An 18,513-nucleotide genomic window follows, 5' to 3' on the forward strand; every position below is an offset into this window, starting at 1 on the left:
GGCTACATTCCTGTAACAAAGAAAAGTTTGTGAAACAATGTACTTAAGCTAATGGGGTGCGTTAGTAATCATCTTTACAAATTCTCGTCATCCCTTACACCTCTTTTATCTATCCATAAGTACAAAAAAGTGTACTAAGGCAATTTAAATTGCCCTCTTCCAAAAGATGAGCAATGATTTTATTCTAGGAGATGCAACAAAAATATTCAATGTAATTCAATCATATCCAAATAAGTATGGATTTTTTCAAAAGCATTATGTGAAGAAACATCGAAACACAAGAGGAGGTTATACTAATGACTACTAAATCTTTTCAAGAAATTGTACGCTCTCGACAATCTGTGCGTCAATTTCTCTCTACACCCGTTAAGGAAGAAGTGATTCGTGAGGTTCTCGAAGATGCTCAATATACACCGTCTAATTGCAATACGCAGCCTTGGAATGTTCATATTGTTTCAGGTGATAAGAAGGATGAATTGAGTAAAGCTTTGTTACTTGCGAATGAGGAAGGGAATCATAAACCAGATTTTACATTTGATATGAACGCCTTTTACGGCCGATACGGCGAACGCAAGAATGCGCATGGAAAAGCTTATTATGAATCACAAGGAATAGCACGAGAAGATTACAAAGGTCGCAAGCAGGCAGCAGCACAAAATTATAATTTTTTCAATGCACCCCATGTTGCTTTCTTATTTATGCCTTCATTTGGAGATAATGTGCGTGTCGCATCTGATATTGGCATGTATGGTCAGTCATTTCTACTAGCGCTCGAGGCACGTGGGATAGGCGGTATTCCCCAGACAGCATTAGGCTTTTCTGCTGATACTGTCCGCGAAGTTCTTGGAGTATCGGGCGAACTAAAATTATTATTTGGAATATCATTTGGTTACCCAGACAAAGAAGCACCAGTAAATAGTTTTCGGATGGGTCGTGACTCAATCGAGAACAGTGTGACATTCCATCGTTAAACAAACTCTATAAATTGGTTATATAACCAACAGATCCCTTCTTCAAACTTAACAAACGATTCCCTTATTATATAAATTATATATGAAAAAAAAACCAAAATGTCGAGGGACAAGAATATATTCCCATTGAAGTCGCTATTTTAGCGGCTTTTTTATGTGATCGGTACAAGTTCTTATCCTCAGCCAAGGACAAGAACTTGTTTCTATTACCGATTAGGCATATATTAATCGGTGGTATCCTCCCCGTTAATTCATTCAACTAACGGGAAACGATAGCTCAATAAAACCAACAAAGCAGCTGACCAACGTGATCGGCTGCTTTTATTCAACTAACGGGCAGGATAACGTGGGTGGTGAAAAAGAAGGGGGAACGTTGTAGCCATGTGAATATCTGCCTACGATGCAACAGATAATTATAATATCACGATGATGGCATCAGATCCCTAGTTGAATTAAGGTAATTGCCCCCTGTTGACACAAAGATATCACCGCGATATATTTAGTGGGCTAACTATTGCTGGTTGACTGGCTGAGGAGATGTATTAATGACAGATACAGTGGGCTGTGATATTCGTCAGTCGTTAGATAGAGTTTCTTCCCAAATGCGTCGAGATTATAGCGATTCATTGAGGGAACTTAACCTTTATGTAGGTCAAGATAATTTGCTTTCTCGTTTGTGGTTAGGCGATGGGGTAACACAAATGCAACTCTGTGAATATTTAAAATGCGAACCACCTACGGTAACCAATATGGTTAAATCATTGGAGCAAAACGGATTTATTTATCGTAAACGTGATGAACATGATGCAAGGGTTATGCGGATTTTTCTAACAGACAAAGGCAGAGAATTAGAGAAACCGGTTGAATCCAAATGGAGAGAGCAGCAAGAAAAATTACTCCATTCAATTTTACCGGAAGAACGCTTAATCTTAAGGGAACTTATGAAGCGAATGGAGAGGAACTTGTTTTAAGTTTTCTCTATGCTGATATTTAGCATGCTAAATAAATTATAACCTTCTTTAGCAAGGAACTCCTCTCTTGAAGCGGGGAACCTTGGTAACCACCGAAAAATAAGTTAGCAGGCTAAGTATTATTTTCGTTTTGATCGATCTACTGAAATTCATTAAATTAGTCAATGCTATGTTTAAAGCTGTCTCGTTAAACATACCAACAATCTAGATTATCAGCTAGGCGTTGACCCACGTATTTTAAATGAATCAGATCAGATTAAATGATTAGGAAATATAAGATTAAAGATTGTAGATATTTATAGAACGTTTGACTCGTTATTGTCTATTTATTTTTGAGTCATATTAGCAAGTAGATACCATATGAAAATAAATTAGGGGGATTTATTTATGTCTGAAAAAAAACAAATGTTGCTTGGTTTAGGATTTACAGGGGCATACGGTGCAAATGCTAAAGCTTGGAAAAGTGAGGGTGTCAATGTGACTACTTATCCAGATATTAATGCAGATATTCGCTATGCTCAACTTGCTGAAAAAGGTAAATTTCAATTTATATTTGTAGGTGATTTCCCTGGAGCAATACCCGATGATAACAGGGAGGTGCCATCGATGACGCTTGAACCTATCATTACTGCCACTGCAATATTACAACAAACAAAACACATTGGTGTGGCGTCAACTGTACATACTCAGTGGAATAATCCTTTTACTTTAGCACGTCAATTTAAAGGGATGGATTTAATGAGTGGTGGACGTATTGCTTGGAATGCTGTTACGGGATCAAGTCCAAAGGTAGCAGAAAACTTTGGTGTAAAACTAATGGATAGTAGATCACGTTATGAAAGTCATTATGAGTTCGTAGAAACTGTACAGCACTTATGGGCAACATGGGGAAAAGATGCTCTAAAAGCTGATAAAGAAACCGGTGTATTTGCGGATTATAACCAAGTAAAACCTGTTCATATATCTGGTAAACATATACAGGCTAATGGAGCCTTGCCAATTCCACCTTCACCACAAGGACAACCGGTCATCTTTCACTCTGGTGGATCTCCAAATAGTATTGCGTTTGCAGGACGCTATGCGAGTGCAATGATTGGTGAAGTGTGGACGATAGAACAAGGTATTGCTACAAGAAATGCACTACGCCAGGTTGCGATAGACGCGGGTCGAAATCCAGATGAGATTAAATTTATCGCAGGACTCATGCCGGTTGTTGCAAATTCTAAACGTGAAGCAATAGATCGTCACGCAAGTTTTATGGATGAAAATATAGTACAACAACGTGCATTTCATATCGGAATGATATTAGGAATCAGCTTCACTCCTGAAGATTTAGAACGCCCGATCGCACCAGAACTTTTAGACAAGGTAAAAATCGACCGTTACTCTGATCCTCGTGCTGAGAATGTTTTAAAGGTGGCGCGTGAAGGTTGGACATTACGCGATATCATTTATCATTCTGTGATTGATTACCATCCTGCAACATTAGGTGATGCAAAAGAAACTGCGGATTACCTAACTGAAATGTTTGAAAGTGGCGCAGCAGATGGCTTTTGGATACTACCAGATGCTTATGAAACCGACTTAAAACGTTTTGTAGAAGAAGTGGTCCCTATCTTACAGGAACGTGGTGTATTCCATGAAGATTATGATGGAGAGACATTAAGAGAAAATCTTGGTGTGCCCTATCAATATGGTGTAGATAAACGATTATCTTAATAGAAGTAATATAGAGCACAGGCTGATAATGGCCTGTGCTTCTTTATGAGCGTAAAAAACCAGGTCTTAAGAAAGCACGTAAATCACCACGGTTCTCAAAACGAATGCCTGGGTACAGAAGAATATTTTCGGGCATTCAGTAGTATTAGGATTTAGTGTTTAGGTAGGAAGAAACCCTGATATACCTTTCATCAGATGGTTAATTCTTTGATTTATTCAATTTTTGTAACAGGCCTTGCAATGGGAATCATTTTGCTTAGAGAACGCCGAATTAAAAGAAAACAATAATAAATTTAAGGTATGTATGCGAAACGATACTTTTGGGTAACATAACTACAAATACCGATGAAGGAACATTGAAATTCGTTTATTTTACTGGTACAAGTTCTTATCCCATGCTAAGGATAAGAACAAAATGATGTATAGGCATAGGCAAGCAATTAAAGTACCTATGGAATAAGGTACTGAATCACGATATTTAGCGCAGGATTGTCGCGGGACAAAAACATTGTTCCATTCAAAGTCGCTATTATAGCGGCTTTTTTTGTTTTATGGAACCAAGTTCTTGTCCCAAGCTAAGGACAAGAACTTGGTTCCATTGCCGAAAAGGACAAGATCATTGTGTCATTGCGGATTAGATTATTATCTAAATGTTATCAAGACTAAACGCTACTTTGGTAAGATAAGGCTCAAATCGTTCTCTGTAGGCATAAACTCTGTTCCATTATGTGTAAATGTCGAGTAGAATATTGAATCTGTTTCATTAAACTAACGGACTGGTTAGCGTTACCTTAATGCTAACTACAGGCGATGATTTTTTGTGTTAATTAATGAACTACACAAGCAGACTTATACCCAAAATGATTATATTCAACTTTAAATCCCCCTTGTCACGTTTATCTGAGATACTTCCTTCTATAAAGTATTTATCGGGATACTAAGAGGAGAACCTTGTAGATAAAATTTGAATTGTTAGAGGAGAGATCAAGCTACAAGCTTCGATAAACCTTTGATATAGGCAGGAGAAGTGAGCAATATTATCAAATCACCATAGATACTCTCTAACATTAATCCTCTGGTAACATAGGCATTTCTAAATCTCTTAAGGCTGCTTTAAATTTTAGAGGATCGTTTAATAGAATCTCAATTAACCTTAGTCTTAAATAATATAAAGGCAGTTTTCTTTTCCCTTTACCAGAGCTTATGCATATTTTAGTCAATTTGTTTCGTAACCATTGGTCTAAATGCTCCCGTTCAGGGTTATCTTCTGCTAGATCACTTAATATAGAATCATATAAATTTTCAAGCCTACCTGGCCACCTACCGCTTAAATTGTATATACGATTAAAGTTTTTAACTCTGGCAATAGCCGTCTCTTCTTGTGATAAGGATCTTAGTTGAATAAGGAATTTATCACGTGTACCGAATTCAATATCTATCTCCATCTCGTCAATGGCTTCATGTTTGTATGGGATGAATGCTCTTTGAATTGCTCCCGGAAGAGTGGAAGTATCAAGTGGATCTTGTTGTATTTTGATCCTTTCGTTACAAGCTAAACAAACTGGAATGAGATTATCTGGGAGCATCGCTATAGCCGGATATTCATGTTTTGGAAAATAGTGGTCTAAATCTGCAATCATACTTTGCGAAATATCTATTTCACAAAGACAAGCAGGACATAATTTAACATTTACATTTTCAAGCTGGTAACCTTCAAAGAAATAGGAGCGGTTAAAAGGATTCTTGGAAAACGTTCCGATCTGGTCAAAACCTGTTTTATTGAAGATTTGACTATAAAAAGGTACGACAAAACCATTAAGTGCCTTTTTTAGTTTCGTAGGGAGTTTTGTTGACTGAAAGCAGAATGTTGACGTATCGTACTGATTAAAAAAGTAGATAGATATCATTTCTAAAAGCATCCAGGAAATCAAGCAACGAATCGTTACATATGTACAAAATACAATGTAATATTTAGTAGAATATAGTCTCAATTTGTTTTAATATTATTAAGGACTTAAATAATGTGTCACAAATAAGAAAGGATTTTAACTGTGAGTATGTATTACCACATCAAATGCCCTCAAGGAGTTGAAAGTAAATATTCTATATTAGTATTTAACGATAAAAATGAACCTTTTATGCCTCTAACAGACTTTTATTTCTATCAACAAAAAAGAATTAGTGAGAGTTCTGCATTATCTTATCTTGTATCATTGGAAAGGTTCTTCACATGGCTTTGCAGAAATAGTAATTTCCAAGGGAAAAGGGTTAACTGGTATGACAGCCATCATGCTTTAAGGGCATCTATTGAAGATTACTTAATCTACGAGCTAGGTTGTAAGTTGAGGTCAACAGACGACTATAACTTCGTTATTAAAACAAAAAAAAGTCCTCAAACTATCAATCATTTCTTAGCTGCACTTAAAGCATTCTATAGAACCGCGTTGCATTTAAAATCATATTCTTTTCAGAATCCTCTCATTGATGTAAATTACAGCATTTCAATTGCAGATAACAATGCTCCTAGTATACGTATTGATAAACCACGGTTACCTAAAATAGCTGGGACAGAAACACCATATCAGTCTTCATATAGAAGACAGTCTGAATCGTATTTTAAATTAGTTGCAGATGAATGGAAGCCTATTATTATCGCTGATGAGGATCTTCCCTATATCATCTATAGGGCTGGTTCTTTGCTAAATTGGTCTCTTCGGGATGAAGTAATAATTAGAATGCTTTTTGAAACAGGAGCTCGAATTAATGAAGTTCTTTCATTAACAATGGGCGATTACAGAAGGCGAAGAAATCAATATGAAATTGCTGCACAAAATAAAGGCAGCGAAAATAAGAGAATAAAATTTTTGAGGTTCTCAAAGGATACTTTGAAGTTGTTCATTAGATATGTAAATGGAGAACGGAAATTATACTCACACTGTAAACAAAATTTTCACAAACTTTCAGATAATGATGAGATTTTTTTAACTAGACATGGAACACCGTATAACTACAATGCTTTTTATTCACAATGGATTAAAATCACTGCAAAGGCTAACATTAAAATAAATATTCATAAGACTAGGCACTGGTTTGTTACCAATATGATTAAAAGTATATACGAGATGTCTAAAGATAGCAGTGAAATAGAAATCAAAAAAAATGAATTAATAAATTATATGAAATGGAAGTCTTCCGACACAATTAAAGTATATGAGCACTATTTCAGTGAAGCAGCATTCAGAGATATTCATGAGACGATGGCGAAAAAAATGAACGAACTCGAAAAAGAACATTTGGTGAAAACTCGAATCACTAAGAGTAAAAGAGAAAAAGAAGAAATTACTCCAGTTTCAGTGGAAGATGAATGGATTCAAGAATTATACAAAGGGATGGATGACTAGTGACACAGGAGTTGCTTGTAACAAAAGAATGGTACAACAAATTAAATGGAGTGATTGACGAAGAAATCCTTACTCTGAAAAATATAGAGAATGATTTTTTATGGGATTTGCTCAACAAACAAAGCTTCAATTATATTTATAAATACTGTCTAGGTAGCCCTCTGGCAAATCATTTCTCCTTAGCTGTGTTGTGTGCCACAGATCGAAAGTTGTCACCTGCATCAATTAACAATATGTTAGCTAGCTTAAATGTACGTTTTAGGGATATCTTCAATGCCTTTAAACTTACGGAAGCGGCAGAATTAAATTACTCACACATTCATAATTATTTGTCTGGATCAATCTGTGAAGAGCATACAGACAGTCAACGAAAAGCTTTCATTTCTTATTACAAATCGCTTTTATTCAATGTATTAAAATGGACTAAGAGTAGAATTCCAATGGATAAACAGAATCATTTTTCTAAGTTTTTCTTTCCAGAATTTCCTTTTGACAATAGAGATTATTCATTCCGAAACCGAGCAATTAATTCAGCACAAAAGAAGCGTAAAGATGAGTCTTCAGCTGTAGCACCTTTGTTACCTTCGATTCGCGCTCAATGCCACATTAGGTGGAATCAAATCAAACGTTTACGTGAAATTACTAACAAAGCAATTGCAAAAGTAGAAGACGAAAAGTTACCTTTACCATACTCATTTAACTATGAGGAATCTGAATATTTGAATGAATGCCTCTATTTCGAATTAAATAGAGATAATCAAGGGGAGTATTTTTTGGAATTTGTGAAATCAATAGATCTCTCCGATGGCGCCCCAGGAGAAGGACTATGGTTTTTCGAATTACTTAAAAATCGTCTATTAGGGGCATGGTCTAACCAAGCATCGACTGAGAGACTAAAAGAAGGAGTGGAATTTCTAGAAAATTGGGGGCATGATACTCAAGAAAATAGACACCCTTTTCAATCAAGAAATAATGGGGTTTTGACTCAAGGGTTCTCATTGACCAAAAGTCAGAACTTAAATAAGTCTAAACTATTTATCAATGTAGAGCCATTGTATATAGCATGTATGTTTGCTGTATTTGCATTAGATATTCAATCATTCTCTGGAGCTAGAATGAATGAAATTTTACAAGTAAGCCATGATTCGGATTGTTGCGTCATCATTGAAGATAAGAAACAATCTCCTCCTAAAAAAAATTATATATTTCGTTTAATACCAAAAGGAAGAGATATTGAAGAAAATTACTATATGCCTGAAAGAGTATTTAAATCATTAATAATGATATTACGAGAATTAAAGGATCACTATAATTCTGACAGTCTTCCAACTGTAAAATATAGCATAACGTCTCGTCAACATATCATGAAAGACAAGAAATATGTTTTTCAGTACCACAACCAACATATTAATCAGTTCACACTTAATTCTGTTATTAGGTTTCTAACACATGGATTAATTATACAAACTGAAGAAGGAAATCAAGTAATTCTTAAAACGCATCTTTTGAGACATGCCTTCGCTACTCATATGGCTCAAACGGAAAAACTCCCAATAGATATAGTTAGACAATTATTACACCAGAAAGACGAAAGTGTAACCGGTTATTATGCCGCGCCAACTCAAATACAAATATCAGATACTATTGAAGATATACAAGATAATTGGTTATCTTATATTGATATTCACCAAGGCATTCTGAGGAGTCCAGAAGAACTCAAAAATGCCTATGATGAGTACAAAGAAAAAGTAGGTACTGTTTCAAAAGTCGTAGGTGGTATCTGTACTATTGATGCGGTATGCCCAACAAAAATGGCATGTATGGGATGTGCAGCAAAAGTACCTCAGCCTGAGTTCAAGAGTGAAATTGAACAATATTATAACTGGGCGAAAGATAGTAAAAATCATTTTGAAAAACATGGATTAGAAGTAGAAGCGAAAAAAATGAAGCTAGCAATGAAAAGAGCACAGCTAGAAATTAGAGAAATTGAAAGTATGGAAGAGTACATTAAGGATGAATCGTATGAGCCAAAAATTCAATTCTAGGAAAAAAATTCAAAAACCTTGGTTGAATGAACTTTACACTTTACGGAAAAACAGAACTTTTGAACTTGGGAAAGCAGCTATAGACGAATTATTAGACCAGGGAATCAAAATCTCTTATAGAAAGATTTCTGAAATGTCAAAAGAGTTAGATAAAGAGAAAAAAGGAATACATCCCAATTCTATTAAGAGTAATAGTGCACTTTACAATTATTATGAAGAAAACACTCAATTAAAAAGAAAAACAAAAAAGTCACTTTCAGCTTCTTTTAAAAACGAGTTAAGTTTAAAAAAATATACTTCAATTAAAATCAATAGAGATCTTAATTCTTTAAAAAATAGATACATGAAACTCGAGAAAAATGAACTTGTTGAGTTACTAATCAATGCGGAACAATATATTGCTGAAAATAATCAGAAATGGATAGTCGCACAGTTTGAAAGTTTTAAAGATCAACCATAGAAGTAGAATTCAAAGCAACAGCTCAATTAATTCCACTAAAAGTGGTTGGTAAGACTGGCAGAACACACATTTGGGTTCCTTGATCATTTGAATTGTCGTTTTTGTTTAAAGTAGGGTTTCCATGCTATCAAAATTTATTAATGGATGGGGAGAATCAATCCAATGTATACAATAAATCTGTTTGAATCATCTATGAACTCTAGTCATTTGATTAACGATATAAATTTAAAGTTTGAGTTTGATTTGAGAGTCTCTGAAAACATCCAGTTTCATAACATCTTTTTGTCGGATCAAACACAGAGGCTGATAAACATTTTGGACATTCAGGTATCAGCAAGGGCTAATACCACTTTCTTGAAGAAAGCTGTTGGTGAAATCCAGTCCAATCTTCGAGTGTTCAATCAAGGCTCCGGTTACAGAGAATGGGATTGGGTATTTGACTCAAATGATATATCTGCCTTAGAAGGTGTTCGTTCTGGCGACCTATATTTTACAATTGAAATAAAAGCGATTGTAGAAATCCGGGAGAACGGTAATAAAGTCATTCCGATATCTGGTAGCCAACAAATAAAGATACCAGAATCCGACTGGATTCAGTTCATTAGACAATTTGGCTACTCAACAAAGTATGCTATGACACTCTCATCAACATTGCTCAGTGATGCTAGTTGGTTACACGCATATGAGAATCTTAATTTAGCAAGAGAACATATGCACAGAGGATATACTTATGATGCTCTTCGTCAATGTCTCTCAATTATAGAATCATATACGGATGCAGGAAACGGACGAGGTGGCCCCTATATGGCTAAGTCATGGGAAACGTTTTTACAAGATGTTACGGATCAAAAGAAAAGCGGAATTATTGGATTGCTAACAGGGGTAGCTACTTACCTCAATAAAATTGGACACCACCGTAACTCAGCACTCAGTGAAAACGGAAATCTTTCACCAGTGGCTGTTGACCAATATGAAACAGAGTTACTGCTCGGTATTTCACAGCTTGTGATTACCTATCTAGAAAAGTTAAAAACTGACGGAGGTAATACGCATGTCGGTTAGAAAAGTAACGCTAACTGTAAAAGAAGTCTCCGAGATGCTGGGAATATCAAGCGCAAAAATTTATGAAATGGTAAGAACAAAACAAATTCCGTGTATCAAGGTAGGGAGTCGAGTTGTTTTCCATGAGGACGTGCTACGTGAGTGGATGGGAGCAGCGACTGTCTCTCCAAAAGGACCACTGTTAACACCCCTATCTTCTGATCGATGTGATTCAGATGATCAGCTATCTAAAACGCGATATGAAATGCATTTATCGAGTGAGACTATTCGCTTTATCCAAACAGTCTTAGAAATTCAAGAAGCTGATATCAAAAAGCATTTAGACGAAGTATTCGAAGAAAGTGCAACAAAAAGCGTTTATTATAAAGATAGACCACAGGATCTAGAAAAGCGAAGATTGTATGCTCAACGTAGATACCACGCTTTAATTCTTGCTCTTGATGAAATTGATCGTGAATTTGCCAAAGCTCAACGGAGGGAACTCAAATGATTGGTTATGTTATCTGGGGTGAAGAGGAAGCGAAGAAGTGGTATGACAAACATATGTATGTTAAGGAAGCTGCCGAGTATCTAGGGCTCTCTAAATACTTAATTCGCAAAATGGTAAAAGAAAACAAAATTCCTTACACAAGGAGTTACAAGGATATCTCCTTCCATCAGGAGATTCTTGATTCATGGATGCGTGGCGATTTTATTCCAGGTAGAGTTGCTCTAATTCTTGATGATGAATGTATTGAATTTGATCATAGAGATGCACTTAGTGAACATTACCGGAGATACCCTGAGTTAGTTGAAATGAAATACGAGAAATCTCTAACTTTACCAAATGACGATTATCAAATTGAAGTTCGTGATGACGGGGTATCTATTTCAATTAAATCAGCATCAGATTCAGTATGTTCTCAACTGTTTCTCAACAATCAAGTTATTGATCACCTTATGCATATTGTAAAGGTAAAAAGGTCACCTGAATAAGCAAGAAAGAGGTTCAATTTTATGAACACATATATTCTTGATAGCTCCTTGCTTGAGAAGTTTAAGCAAGCCGTAAGCGATCATGACGATTTCCTGATTAATACATACAGCAATTACAATGGAAAGAACCTTTGGAGCTTAATTTGCTCTGCGAAGGACTGGCTTTCCGTCAGCGTTAACGGTTTGCCGTACATCGATTTGACCCACTCTCATGATGACGTCCGTTCATTGAATGTTCTACAGTTGATTACAACATACGATATTGTCCTTCAATCCATTGAGCAGCTCCATCGTGTTTTTGAGATGGAATACCCGCTCAAGAAGGACTATTCAGTATTTAATGCGGCTGTTCCCGACGATGCGTATTTCGCGCAGATCCGGGCATGCTTCGGAGCACATCCAGTCGACTTAAGAAGCGCTGATGGAACGAAGAGTACGAATAAGTACTTCGCTTCTTGGTCTAGCGATATTAGCAATTTCGGTGATAACGGAGATTATTCAGTTTATCTTTACAGCAACAATCCTGACGTGGTTCAACCTATTCGCTTCTCAATGAGCTTCGCCAAAATTCATGAGTATACAGTTAAACGATACTCCCTCTTATCGAGCATGATAAACGTAATTGAGAAAAAGGATGGTATGTTTATCGAGGAGCAGCGGCAACAAGAGATCAGACGCCGTTCCGATATTGTCGAGCAGCTCCAAATTCTTTTGAAGGAGAACAGTACTCGAATTCGTGAGGGTGATGGGTATCATTATGACATCCAGACGCTGATCGAGCTCTTCACTGCTCCGCAGGACTTCCCCGAGCAGGAACGGCAAAAAGTAGCGCAATACCTGAAATCACTGCATGTATTGGTCGATGAGCTATACGAAGCGTTCCAGAGCATGACATATAGTGAAGATGGTATGGCTCATGGACACCTACTACATTCGAGATCCCCTAAGTTTAACGGACTACATTACGATCTGGAGAAAGTGTTCGAGTATTTGAACAATCCGTATTTCAGGGCTGATCGGGTCGACTATCACCTAAGAAGTCTTATCATTGAGGGGGTTCTACCGCCTTACGTTAGTCGGCAGACGGACAAGCTCGACTTGCAGCTCCCGCTTTTAGCTAGGCTCACCTACAACGAAATGAAATAACAATAAAGGAAGAGAGTATATTATGGCGACACTATCTAAGGTAGGGAATCCGGCATCTCCATTGTTTTTGACCAAGATCGGTAAGGAGTACGACAAGAAGAGAACGTATAAGGTTTTTAATACCAAAAGGGACTCCCATACAATCCTAGATTTTTTATTGTGAGTTTGGATTGTCAACATTAAATCAGACAACTTTTTAAGGGCTTCTTGGCGATACTGAACAGGCGTCAAATACCCCAGTGATCCATGAACTCGGTACCTGTTAAACCAGTTGACGTAGTCGTATAATTCCAATTCCAAATGACGGAGGTTTCGGAATTCCATCTGGTAAATAAACTCCGTTTTCATAACCTTGTAGGTGGCTTCGGCCACGGCGTTATCGTAGGGACATCCTTTCTTGCTGATTGATCGGCCAATACCAAACGTGCCTAGAAGCTGGTCCATCGTGTGGTTCTTAAACTCACTCTCACGCTCCGTATGAAACCACTGGATTTGGCTCAAGTCGCCTTCTACCGTTGCAAAGGCACGCGAAACCAGAGCAGTGTCCTTATGTGGACCTACACTGTGGCCAATAATTTCTCGATCGAACAGGTCAATGAGCACACAAATGTAATGCCATCGATGGCCGACCTTCACATACGTGAGATCGCTTACCACGAAGCGCTTTGCTTCCGCCTGATCAAACTCTCTTTCGAGTTTATTCGCTGTTTTCTCCTCATTACAGGCCGTTTTATGAGGCTTAAATTGCGTAACAGTGTACGTGGAGACGAGACTCTGCTCTTTCATGATTCGACCAATGCGACGTCTGGAGGCGATGAGTCCTCGTTCCTGAAGCTTAGCTTTTATCTTTCGTGTACCGTAGACTTTTCGATTGATGTGAAATATCTCCACAATAGCTTCCGTGAGATCATCTTCATTTGGCTTTGATTCGGTCAGTTTAGTAGAATGCTTTCTCAATAAGGTGAGAAACTATACTTGAGGAGATGAAAATTAAGGTTATCAGAAGTATAATGGAGGTATATATCGTTAATTATTTATTATAAGGGGGAACTGTATGAGTTTTTTAAGTTACATAGCCGGAACATTAATAGCTCCTAATTTTGCAGGGTATCTAATTTCAGAAGGTTTAACTAATCGCGAAGAAAAGAAGCTAATTCAAGAAATTGATGAAAAAGTATCAGCATTTAATAGAAAGTTTGATGATACTGAAGTTGATAGTAATTACTTTGTTGAATTTCTTGAACAGGGTAATGTTAGAGATTCTATAATCGATCGGGTTTTTCATGCATACAAAACATCGAAAAAGGAATATAACTCATTATCAAAAGGCCTGGCAAAAGAGACAATTGAATTTGTTAATTTGAAGAAAGACAAACACAAACATCCACATATAAAAAGACCAGATGATTTTGAAGACTATTTTACAAAGTTATTTAGCGTACTGGTCGATTTTAGAGAATCAATATTAAGTATTAAAGAAAAGGCTGTAATATCTATTATTGATGAATCGATTGTTAAATCAGAAGAAAACATTATCAAAAATATTAAGGAACAATTAGGCGACGACTATTTATTAGAACAAAAAATCAATGAGATTGGATTTTTAATTGATAAAGGATTGTATGATACTGCAATTGAAGCTATCACCGAGATATTAGATACGATAGGGAATGTTAGTAAAGAGCAAAGAGCAAAACTTCTTTACCAGAAAGCTCGGATTTACATTGAAACTGGTGCGATAGAAAAATCTATTTCAATTCGAAAAAGTATTGAACATATTTATCCTGAAAGTGATTTTATTAATGAGATCGACTACTGGCTTGAATGTAACAATCAAAATTATAATTTAGTATCAGCTGCAATTCAAAACTTAAGAAACAAGGGAACTGAGGAAAACAAGCTGATATTAAAAGAATCAAATTATCACTTGCAAACTGGTGACTTTGACTCTGTTATTCAGTTGCTTATGGATGATGAAAAGAATATCAAACCGATACTTCATAATGAAGCAAATGCGTATTCACAACTAGGATTTGTTTCACTGTTTAGAAATCAGTTTGAGGATTCTGTATCATACTTCAGCAAAGCTCTTGAAATTAAATATAATATCTCTTACGACTATCATAAGATAATCGCTAAGGCTAATATATTTGGAAAGAGTCTGAGTGGGAGGTATGAAATTAATGAAGAAAACAAAGAAACAGCTAGAGATATCTATAATGATTTAGAACGTACATATTACTTTGTTAAAAACAGATCAAAAGAAATGCGTTTACAACATTGGATGCATTATTTAAGTCTGATGGGAGTAGACAACCTAAAAATAGCCATTGAAAAATATAAGGATATCGACAAAGATCTCATTAACGATGAACAGATTTGTATAGTAATGTCCGAGATATTCTTTTTATTCGAAGACTATGAAAATGCAGCTAATTTTTATGAAAACTTTTGGAGTAAACAGTCATTATTTTTAGTAAGGCTTCTTTATTGTTACTCAAAACTTGATAAATGGGAATTGATAGAGAAGATATTTGAGCAAAATATTGAGCCTTTATATGATTCACAAGGTGTAATATTAAATTACAAAGTACAGTTATTTGAGAAGAAAAGTGAACCCGAGGAAGCCAAGCATTTAATATTTAGAAATATTGAGAAATATAAAGATAGTCCATGGTTAATCGAAAAGGGACTCGAGTTTCTATATAAATACGAATTCCTGGATGAATACACAGAATTATTGGGATATGTTACAGGTCTGTCAGAGAAAATAGAATTAAATGAAAAACTTAATCTTGCAAAAACATTAAATAATCATGGTCAATTTGAGATGGTTAGAGAAGTTTTGGGAAGATCAATTTTAGTTGATAATGAAGCATTGGAACTATATTTATATTCATATGGGGAAGTAAATCCTAAAAGTGAAATATTTTCCGAATTAAAGCAATTAGTTATGACATTTTATCTGAACGGCAATCGCATAAAATATCTACTTCAGGTTAAGTTTTATATTGAATTATTAACAGAGAGATACGTATTAGCAATGGAATCCTTATCAGAATATAGAAATTTGCACAAAGAGGATTCATTCTATCAGGTTAATTTGATTCAATGTATAACACTCGGAGCTTTAAATAATGATGCAACAAAGGAAGCAAAGGAGCTTCTTAATACTGTTGAGCTATGGAATCATATAATTGTAGCACAATATTATGCATATAAAGGGCGTTGGAAAGATGCAAAGTCAGTGTTGAGAAATTCATATTATACCTATACTGAGCAAATTAAAGAAGATGAGATCGCAGGATTTGTAAGAATTTACCTCAGTAATATTCACCAAGATAATAGTGTGGTGGATTACTCTCAAGTTTGTGATGATTCAGTGGTATTGCTTGAGGATTCAGAAAAAAAGATACTAAATGTAATTATCCATTCAAACGATGGAATAATAACTGAAGATGGAGAAAAAAAGTTTGGCTGTGTTAATCTAAAAAGCACTAGCGATGAAAGCTTTATACTCAAGGCAACGGGTAAAAGAGGAAGTTTAATTAAATTCAATGGTCAAGAATATACTGTTCTAGAAGTATTAGACATAGACACCTATTTCTTTAGATACTTTCTACAAAAGATACAAGATGAATATCCAGAGAACAAAACCATTATACCAATCTCAGGTGAGACTACAGAAGAAATGATAGAGAAAACAATGGTATACATGAGAGCTGGAAATGAGGTAACAAAGAGCAAACTCAATCTGTATAATTCTGAGGTTGAAACTGGAGTACCAATAACATATCTATCAGGAAAAAATGTTGATAAATATTTAGAGACTATTTATTTTCTAATGAATAATGAGGATCAGGGATTCTACTCCGTCTACAGCAGTATTGCTCCTAAAGGTTCAAAATATGTTTTAACAATAAGCTCATTAGTGATTTTAAATGCACTTGGATTTTTGGATAGAATCAAATCAATTTCTGATAGATTATATGTAACACCAAGCATAAAGCCTTTTGTAAGAAAAGGCATATCAGATGCTATAAAATATGATGCGGTAGTCTCAACAGCCTTTTTAGATGAGAACAATAACTTCATAATGGAAGAGTCTAGTGAGGGTACTAAAGTCTTCAAGAAAACGTTCTGGACACAAGTGTTAACTTTACTAAATGAATGCAATGAGATAAGACCAGAATTATTGAACACATCTATATATGATAAAATACACGAGATTGTGGATATAAGTGAGTTTGAAGCTATCGCAATATCTACAGAAGAGAGTGCTGTCTTAGTATGTGATGATTTATTCATAGCTAAGATATGTAATAATGTCAACAATATTATACCTGTAGTGAATGCTATTTCACTTCTTTATGAAGAGAGACTAATTGATGAAAATGAACTAATTAAACTTGTCATAGAATTGACTGAAAAGAAGTATCTAAATTGTATTAATCATAAAATGCTATTTGATATTTATATTCATCTATGTAGAACTCAAGGGACACAAGAATTTGATGACTTGTATGAAAAAGTAAGTAAACTCTTTGAGAATTTATTTGGTGAACAATCAAAAGATTACCACGCTTTTTTATATAAGAGTTTTTTGGATCTAGTTAGGAAAAACAATATGATGAATGGAATCTTGTATAGACTTCTACAGAAACCCATGGGTTTTAAACCATATGAAGAACTTCTTGTGAATGTATGGAGAAATGTTAAGCTTCAGTTTAATGTTACTGACTGAAGCTTGTGATCAAGGAGAAAAAAAGTTTCCTACAGGACAATTTCTGTATAAACAAAAGAAATTAATCCAGAAGGAGTAGGTATACATCCAAATATTATAATTTCCTACAAGAAAGCAACATTTTTGAATCTTTAAGTTTAGTGAAAAGTGGTTATGATGAAAAACCGGCAAAAAAGGATGAACAGATTTTATTATCCTCCCTTAATCTTTGAAAAGAGAGGAAATTAACTAAACCATGTTAACAAGATTTATAGAACATAAGAGGGGGGATTAGATGATCTGGTAAAGTTATGACAAATTCGGTATGAGAAATGAATGGAATCAATATTCCACAAGACTTGAATACGCTTGTTCCGATTGCCGGAATGGACAAGAACATGAGCCTCTTACCGATTAGATGCATATCTAAATAATGAGAACATGCACTTAAAACCTCAAGCGGAACTTTCAAAATGTAGTTGGACAAGGCGATTCTGGTTGGGGGATCTATCCAAAACGTTAATGTACCCTTGGATCATGCCCGTGAATATCCCTCGATCCTAAGTTGAGGCGCAAATGAATTTGCGGCTTTTCATATCTCAACAATACTAAATGACTTGTTTAGTAATCATTCAATCTAGTTACATAACGCTAACTTTAATGCTCGCACCGACGCTTGTCGTCCGGTATATATTGAAGCATAAGTGTTGTAATATGAAAAAGCCACGACTTATCTTGTGAAATACTCCTCTCCATAGTAGACAGTAGAAAAAACAAAACTTTCTACTTCTACTATGGAGAGGAGTATTTCTAATGTCAAACCGAAGTCAGGTGTCTATTGAAGCGAAGCTACGCGCGGTGAAGCAGTGCCTTGCGTTGGAGTCTGGCCAAACCAGGAAGCCAAGCAATTAAGATGTAGTGCGTATACGATCAGACAATGGATATGGAAATATAAAGAAGAGGGCTTGCACGGATTAGTGGAATCGAGAACTTGGCATAATACAAGAACTACATGGTGAAAAGGGATATGCTGTTGCGGC

The 18,513-nt window shown here is 35.6% G+C and carries 13 protein-coding genes; 11 read left to right on the plus strand and 2 right to left on the minus strand.

The annotated features are described in order from the left end of the window. Positions 1-296 precede the first annotated feature (296 nt). The 3 genes from J2X75_RS09320 to J2X75_RS09330 all read left to right on the plus strand — a co-directional run bounded on the left by J2X75_RS09320 (position 297) and on the right by J2X75_RS09330 (position 3,661). Positions 297-971, plus strand: a complete 675-nt coding sequence (locus J2X75_RS09320) for a nitroreductase (protein WP_310335935.1) — start codon at positions 297-299, stop codon at positions 969-971. 545 nt (positions 972-1,516) lie between these two features. After that, positions 1,517-1,942, plus strand: a complete 426-nt coding sequence (locus J2X75_RS09325) for a MarR family winged helix-turn-helix transcriptional regulator (protein WP_310335937.1) — start codon at positions 1,517-1,519, stop codon at positions 1,940-1,942. A 387-nt stretch (positions 1,943-2,329) separates the two neighbouring features. Then, positions 2,330-3,661, plus strand: a complete 1,332-nt coding sequence (locus J2X75_RS09330; RefSeq protein WP_310335938.1) for an NtaA/DmoA family FMN-dependent monooxygenase — start codon at positions 2,330-2,332, stop codon at positions 3,659-3,661. 1,067 nt (positions 3,662-4,728) lie between these two features. On the opposite strand, the gene J2X75_RS09335 is transcribed toward J2X75_RS09330, so the two are convergent. Continuing rightward, entirely contained in the window at positions 4,729-5,568 is an 840-nt protein-coding gene (locus J2X75_RS09335) for a hypothetical protein (protein ID WP_310335940.1), read from the minus strand. Positions 5,569-5,718: 150 nt separating this feature from the next. Here J2X75_RS09335 and J2X75_RS09340 point away from each other — a divergent pair, with 150 nt between their 5' ends. The 7 genes from J2X75_RS09340 (at position 5,719) to J2X75_RS09370 (ending at position 12,750) form a co-directional block, all read left to right on the plus strand. Then, entirely contained in the window at positions 5,719-7,062 is a 1,344-nt protein-coding gene (locus tag J2X75_RS09340; protein WP_310336717.1) for a tyrosine-type recombinase/integrase, read from the plus strand. Beyond that, entirely contained in the window at positions 7,062-9,107 is a 2,046-nt protein-coding gene (locus J2X75_RS09345; protein ID WP_310335942.1) for a site-specific integrase, read from the plus strand. The genes J2X75_RS09340 and J2X75_RS09345 overlap by 1 nt, the downstream gene beginning before the upstream one ends. Further along, a complete protein-coding gene (locus J2X75_RS09350; protein WP_310335944.1) occupies positions 9,085-9,567 on the plus strand; it encodes a hypothetical protein in 483 nt (160 codons plus the stop codon). Before J2X75_RS09345 ends, J2X75_RS09350 begins: the two co-directional genes overlap by 23 nt. Before the next feature lie 162 nt (positions 9,568-9,729). Then, a complete protein-coding gene (locus J2X75_RS09355; protein WP_310335945.1) occupies positions 9,730-10,629 on the plus strand; it encodes a hypothetical protein in 900 nt (299 codons plus the stop codon). After that, positions 10,619-11,119, plus strand: a complete 501-nt coding sequence (locus J2X75_RS09360; RefSeq protein ID WP_310335947.1) for a helix-turn-helix domain-containing protein — start codon at positions 10,619-10,621, stop codon at positions 11,117-11,119. Before J2X75_RS09355 ends, J2X75_RS09360 begins: the two co-directional genes overlap by 11 nt. Continuing rightward, on the plus strand, positions 11,116-11,604 hold the full coding sequence (locus J2X75_RS09365) for an excisionase family DNA-binding protein (RefSeq protein ID WP_310335949.1): 489 nt from the start codon (positions 11,116-11,118) through the stop codon (positions 11,602-11,604). Before J2X75_RS09360 ends, J2X75_RS09365 begins: the two co-directional genes overlap by 4 nt. A 21-nt stretch (positions 11,605-11,625) precedes the next feature. Beyond that, entirely contained in the window at positions 11,626-12,750 is a 1,125-nt protein-coding gene (locus J2X75_RS09370; RefSeq protein WP_310335950.1) for a hypothetical protein, read from the plus strand. Here J2X75_RS09370 and J2X75_RS09375 read toward each other — a convergent pair. After that, entirely contained in the window at positions 12,718-13,707 is a 990-nt protein-coding gene (locus tag J2X75_RS09375; protein WP_310335951.1) for an IS3 family transposase, read from the minus strand. The genes J2X75_RS09370 and J2X75_RS09375 overlap by 33 nt on opposite strands. A gap of 97 nt (positions 13,708-13,804) precedes the next feature. Here J2X75_RS09375 and J2X75_RS09380 point away from each other — a divergent pair, with 97 nt between their 5' ends. Beyond that, positions 13,805-17,494 (plus strand): tetratricopeptide repeat protein, encoded by a 3,690-nt coding sequence (locus J2X75_RS09380; RefSeq protein WP_310335953.1) that lies wholly within the window; start codon positions 13,805-13,807, stop codon positions 17,492-17,494. Positions 17,495-18,513 lie beyond the last annotated feature (1,019 nt).

Source organism: Paenibacillus sp. 2003 (assembly GCF_031455635.1).
Classification (GTDB): Bacteria; Bacillota; Bacilli; order Paenibacillales; family Paenibacillaceae; genus Paenibacillus; species Paenibacillus amylolyticus_B.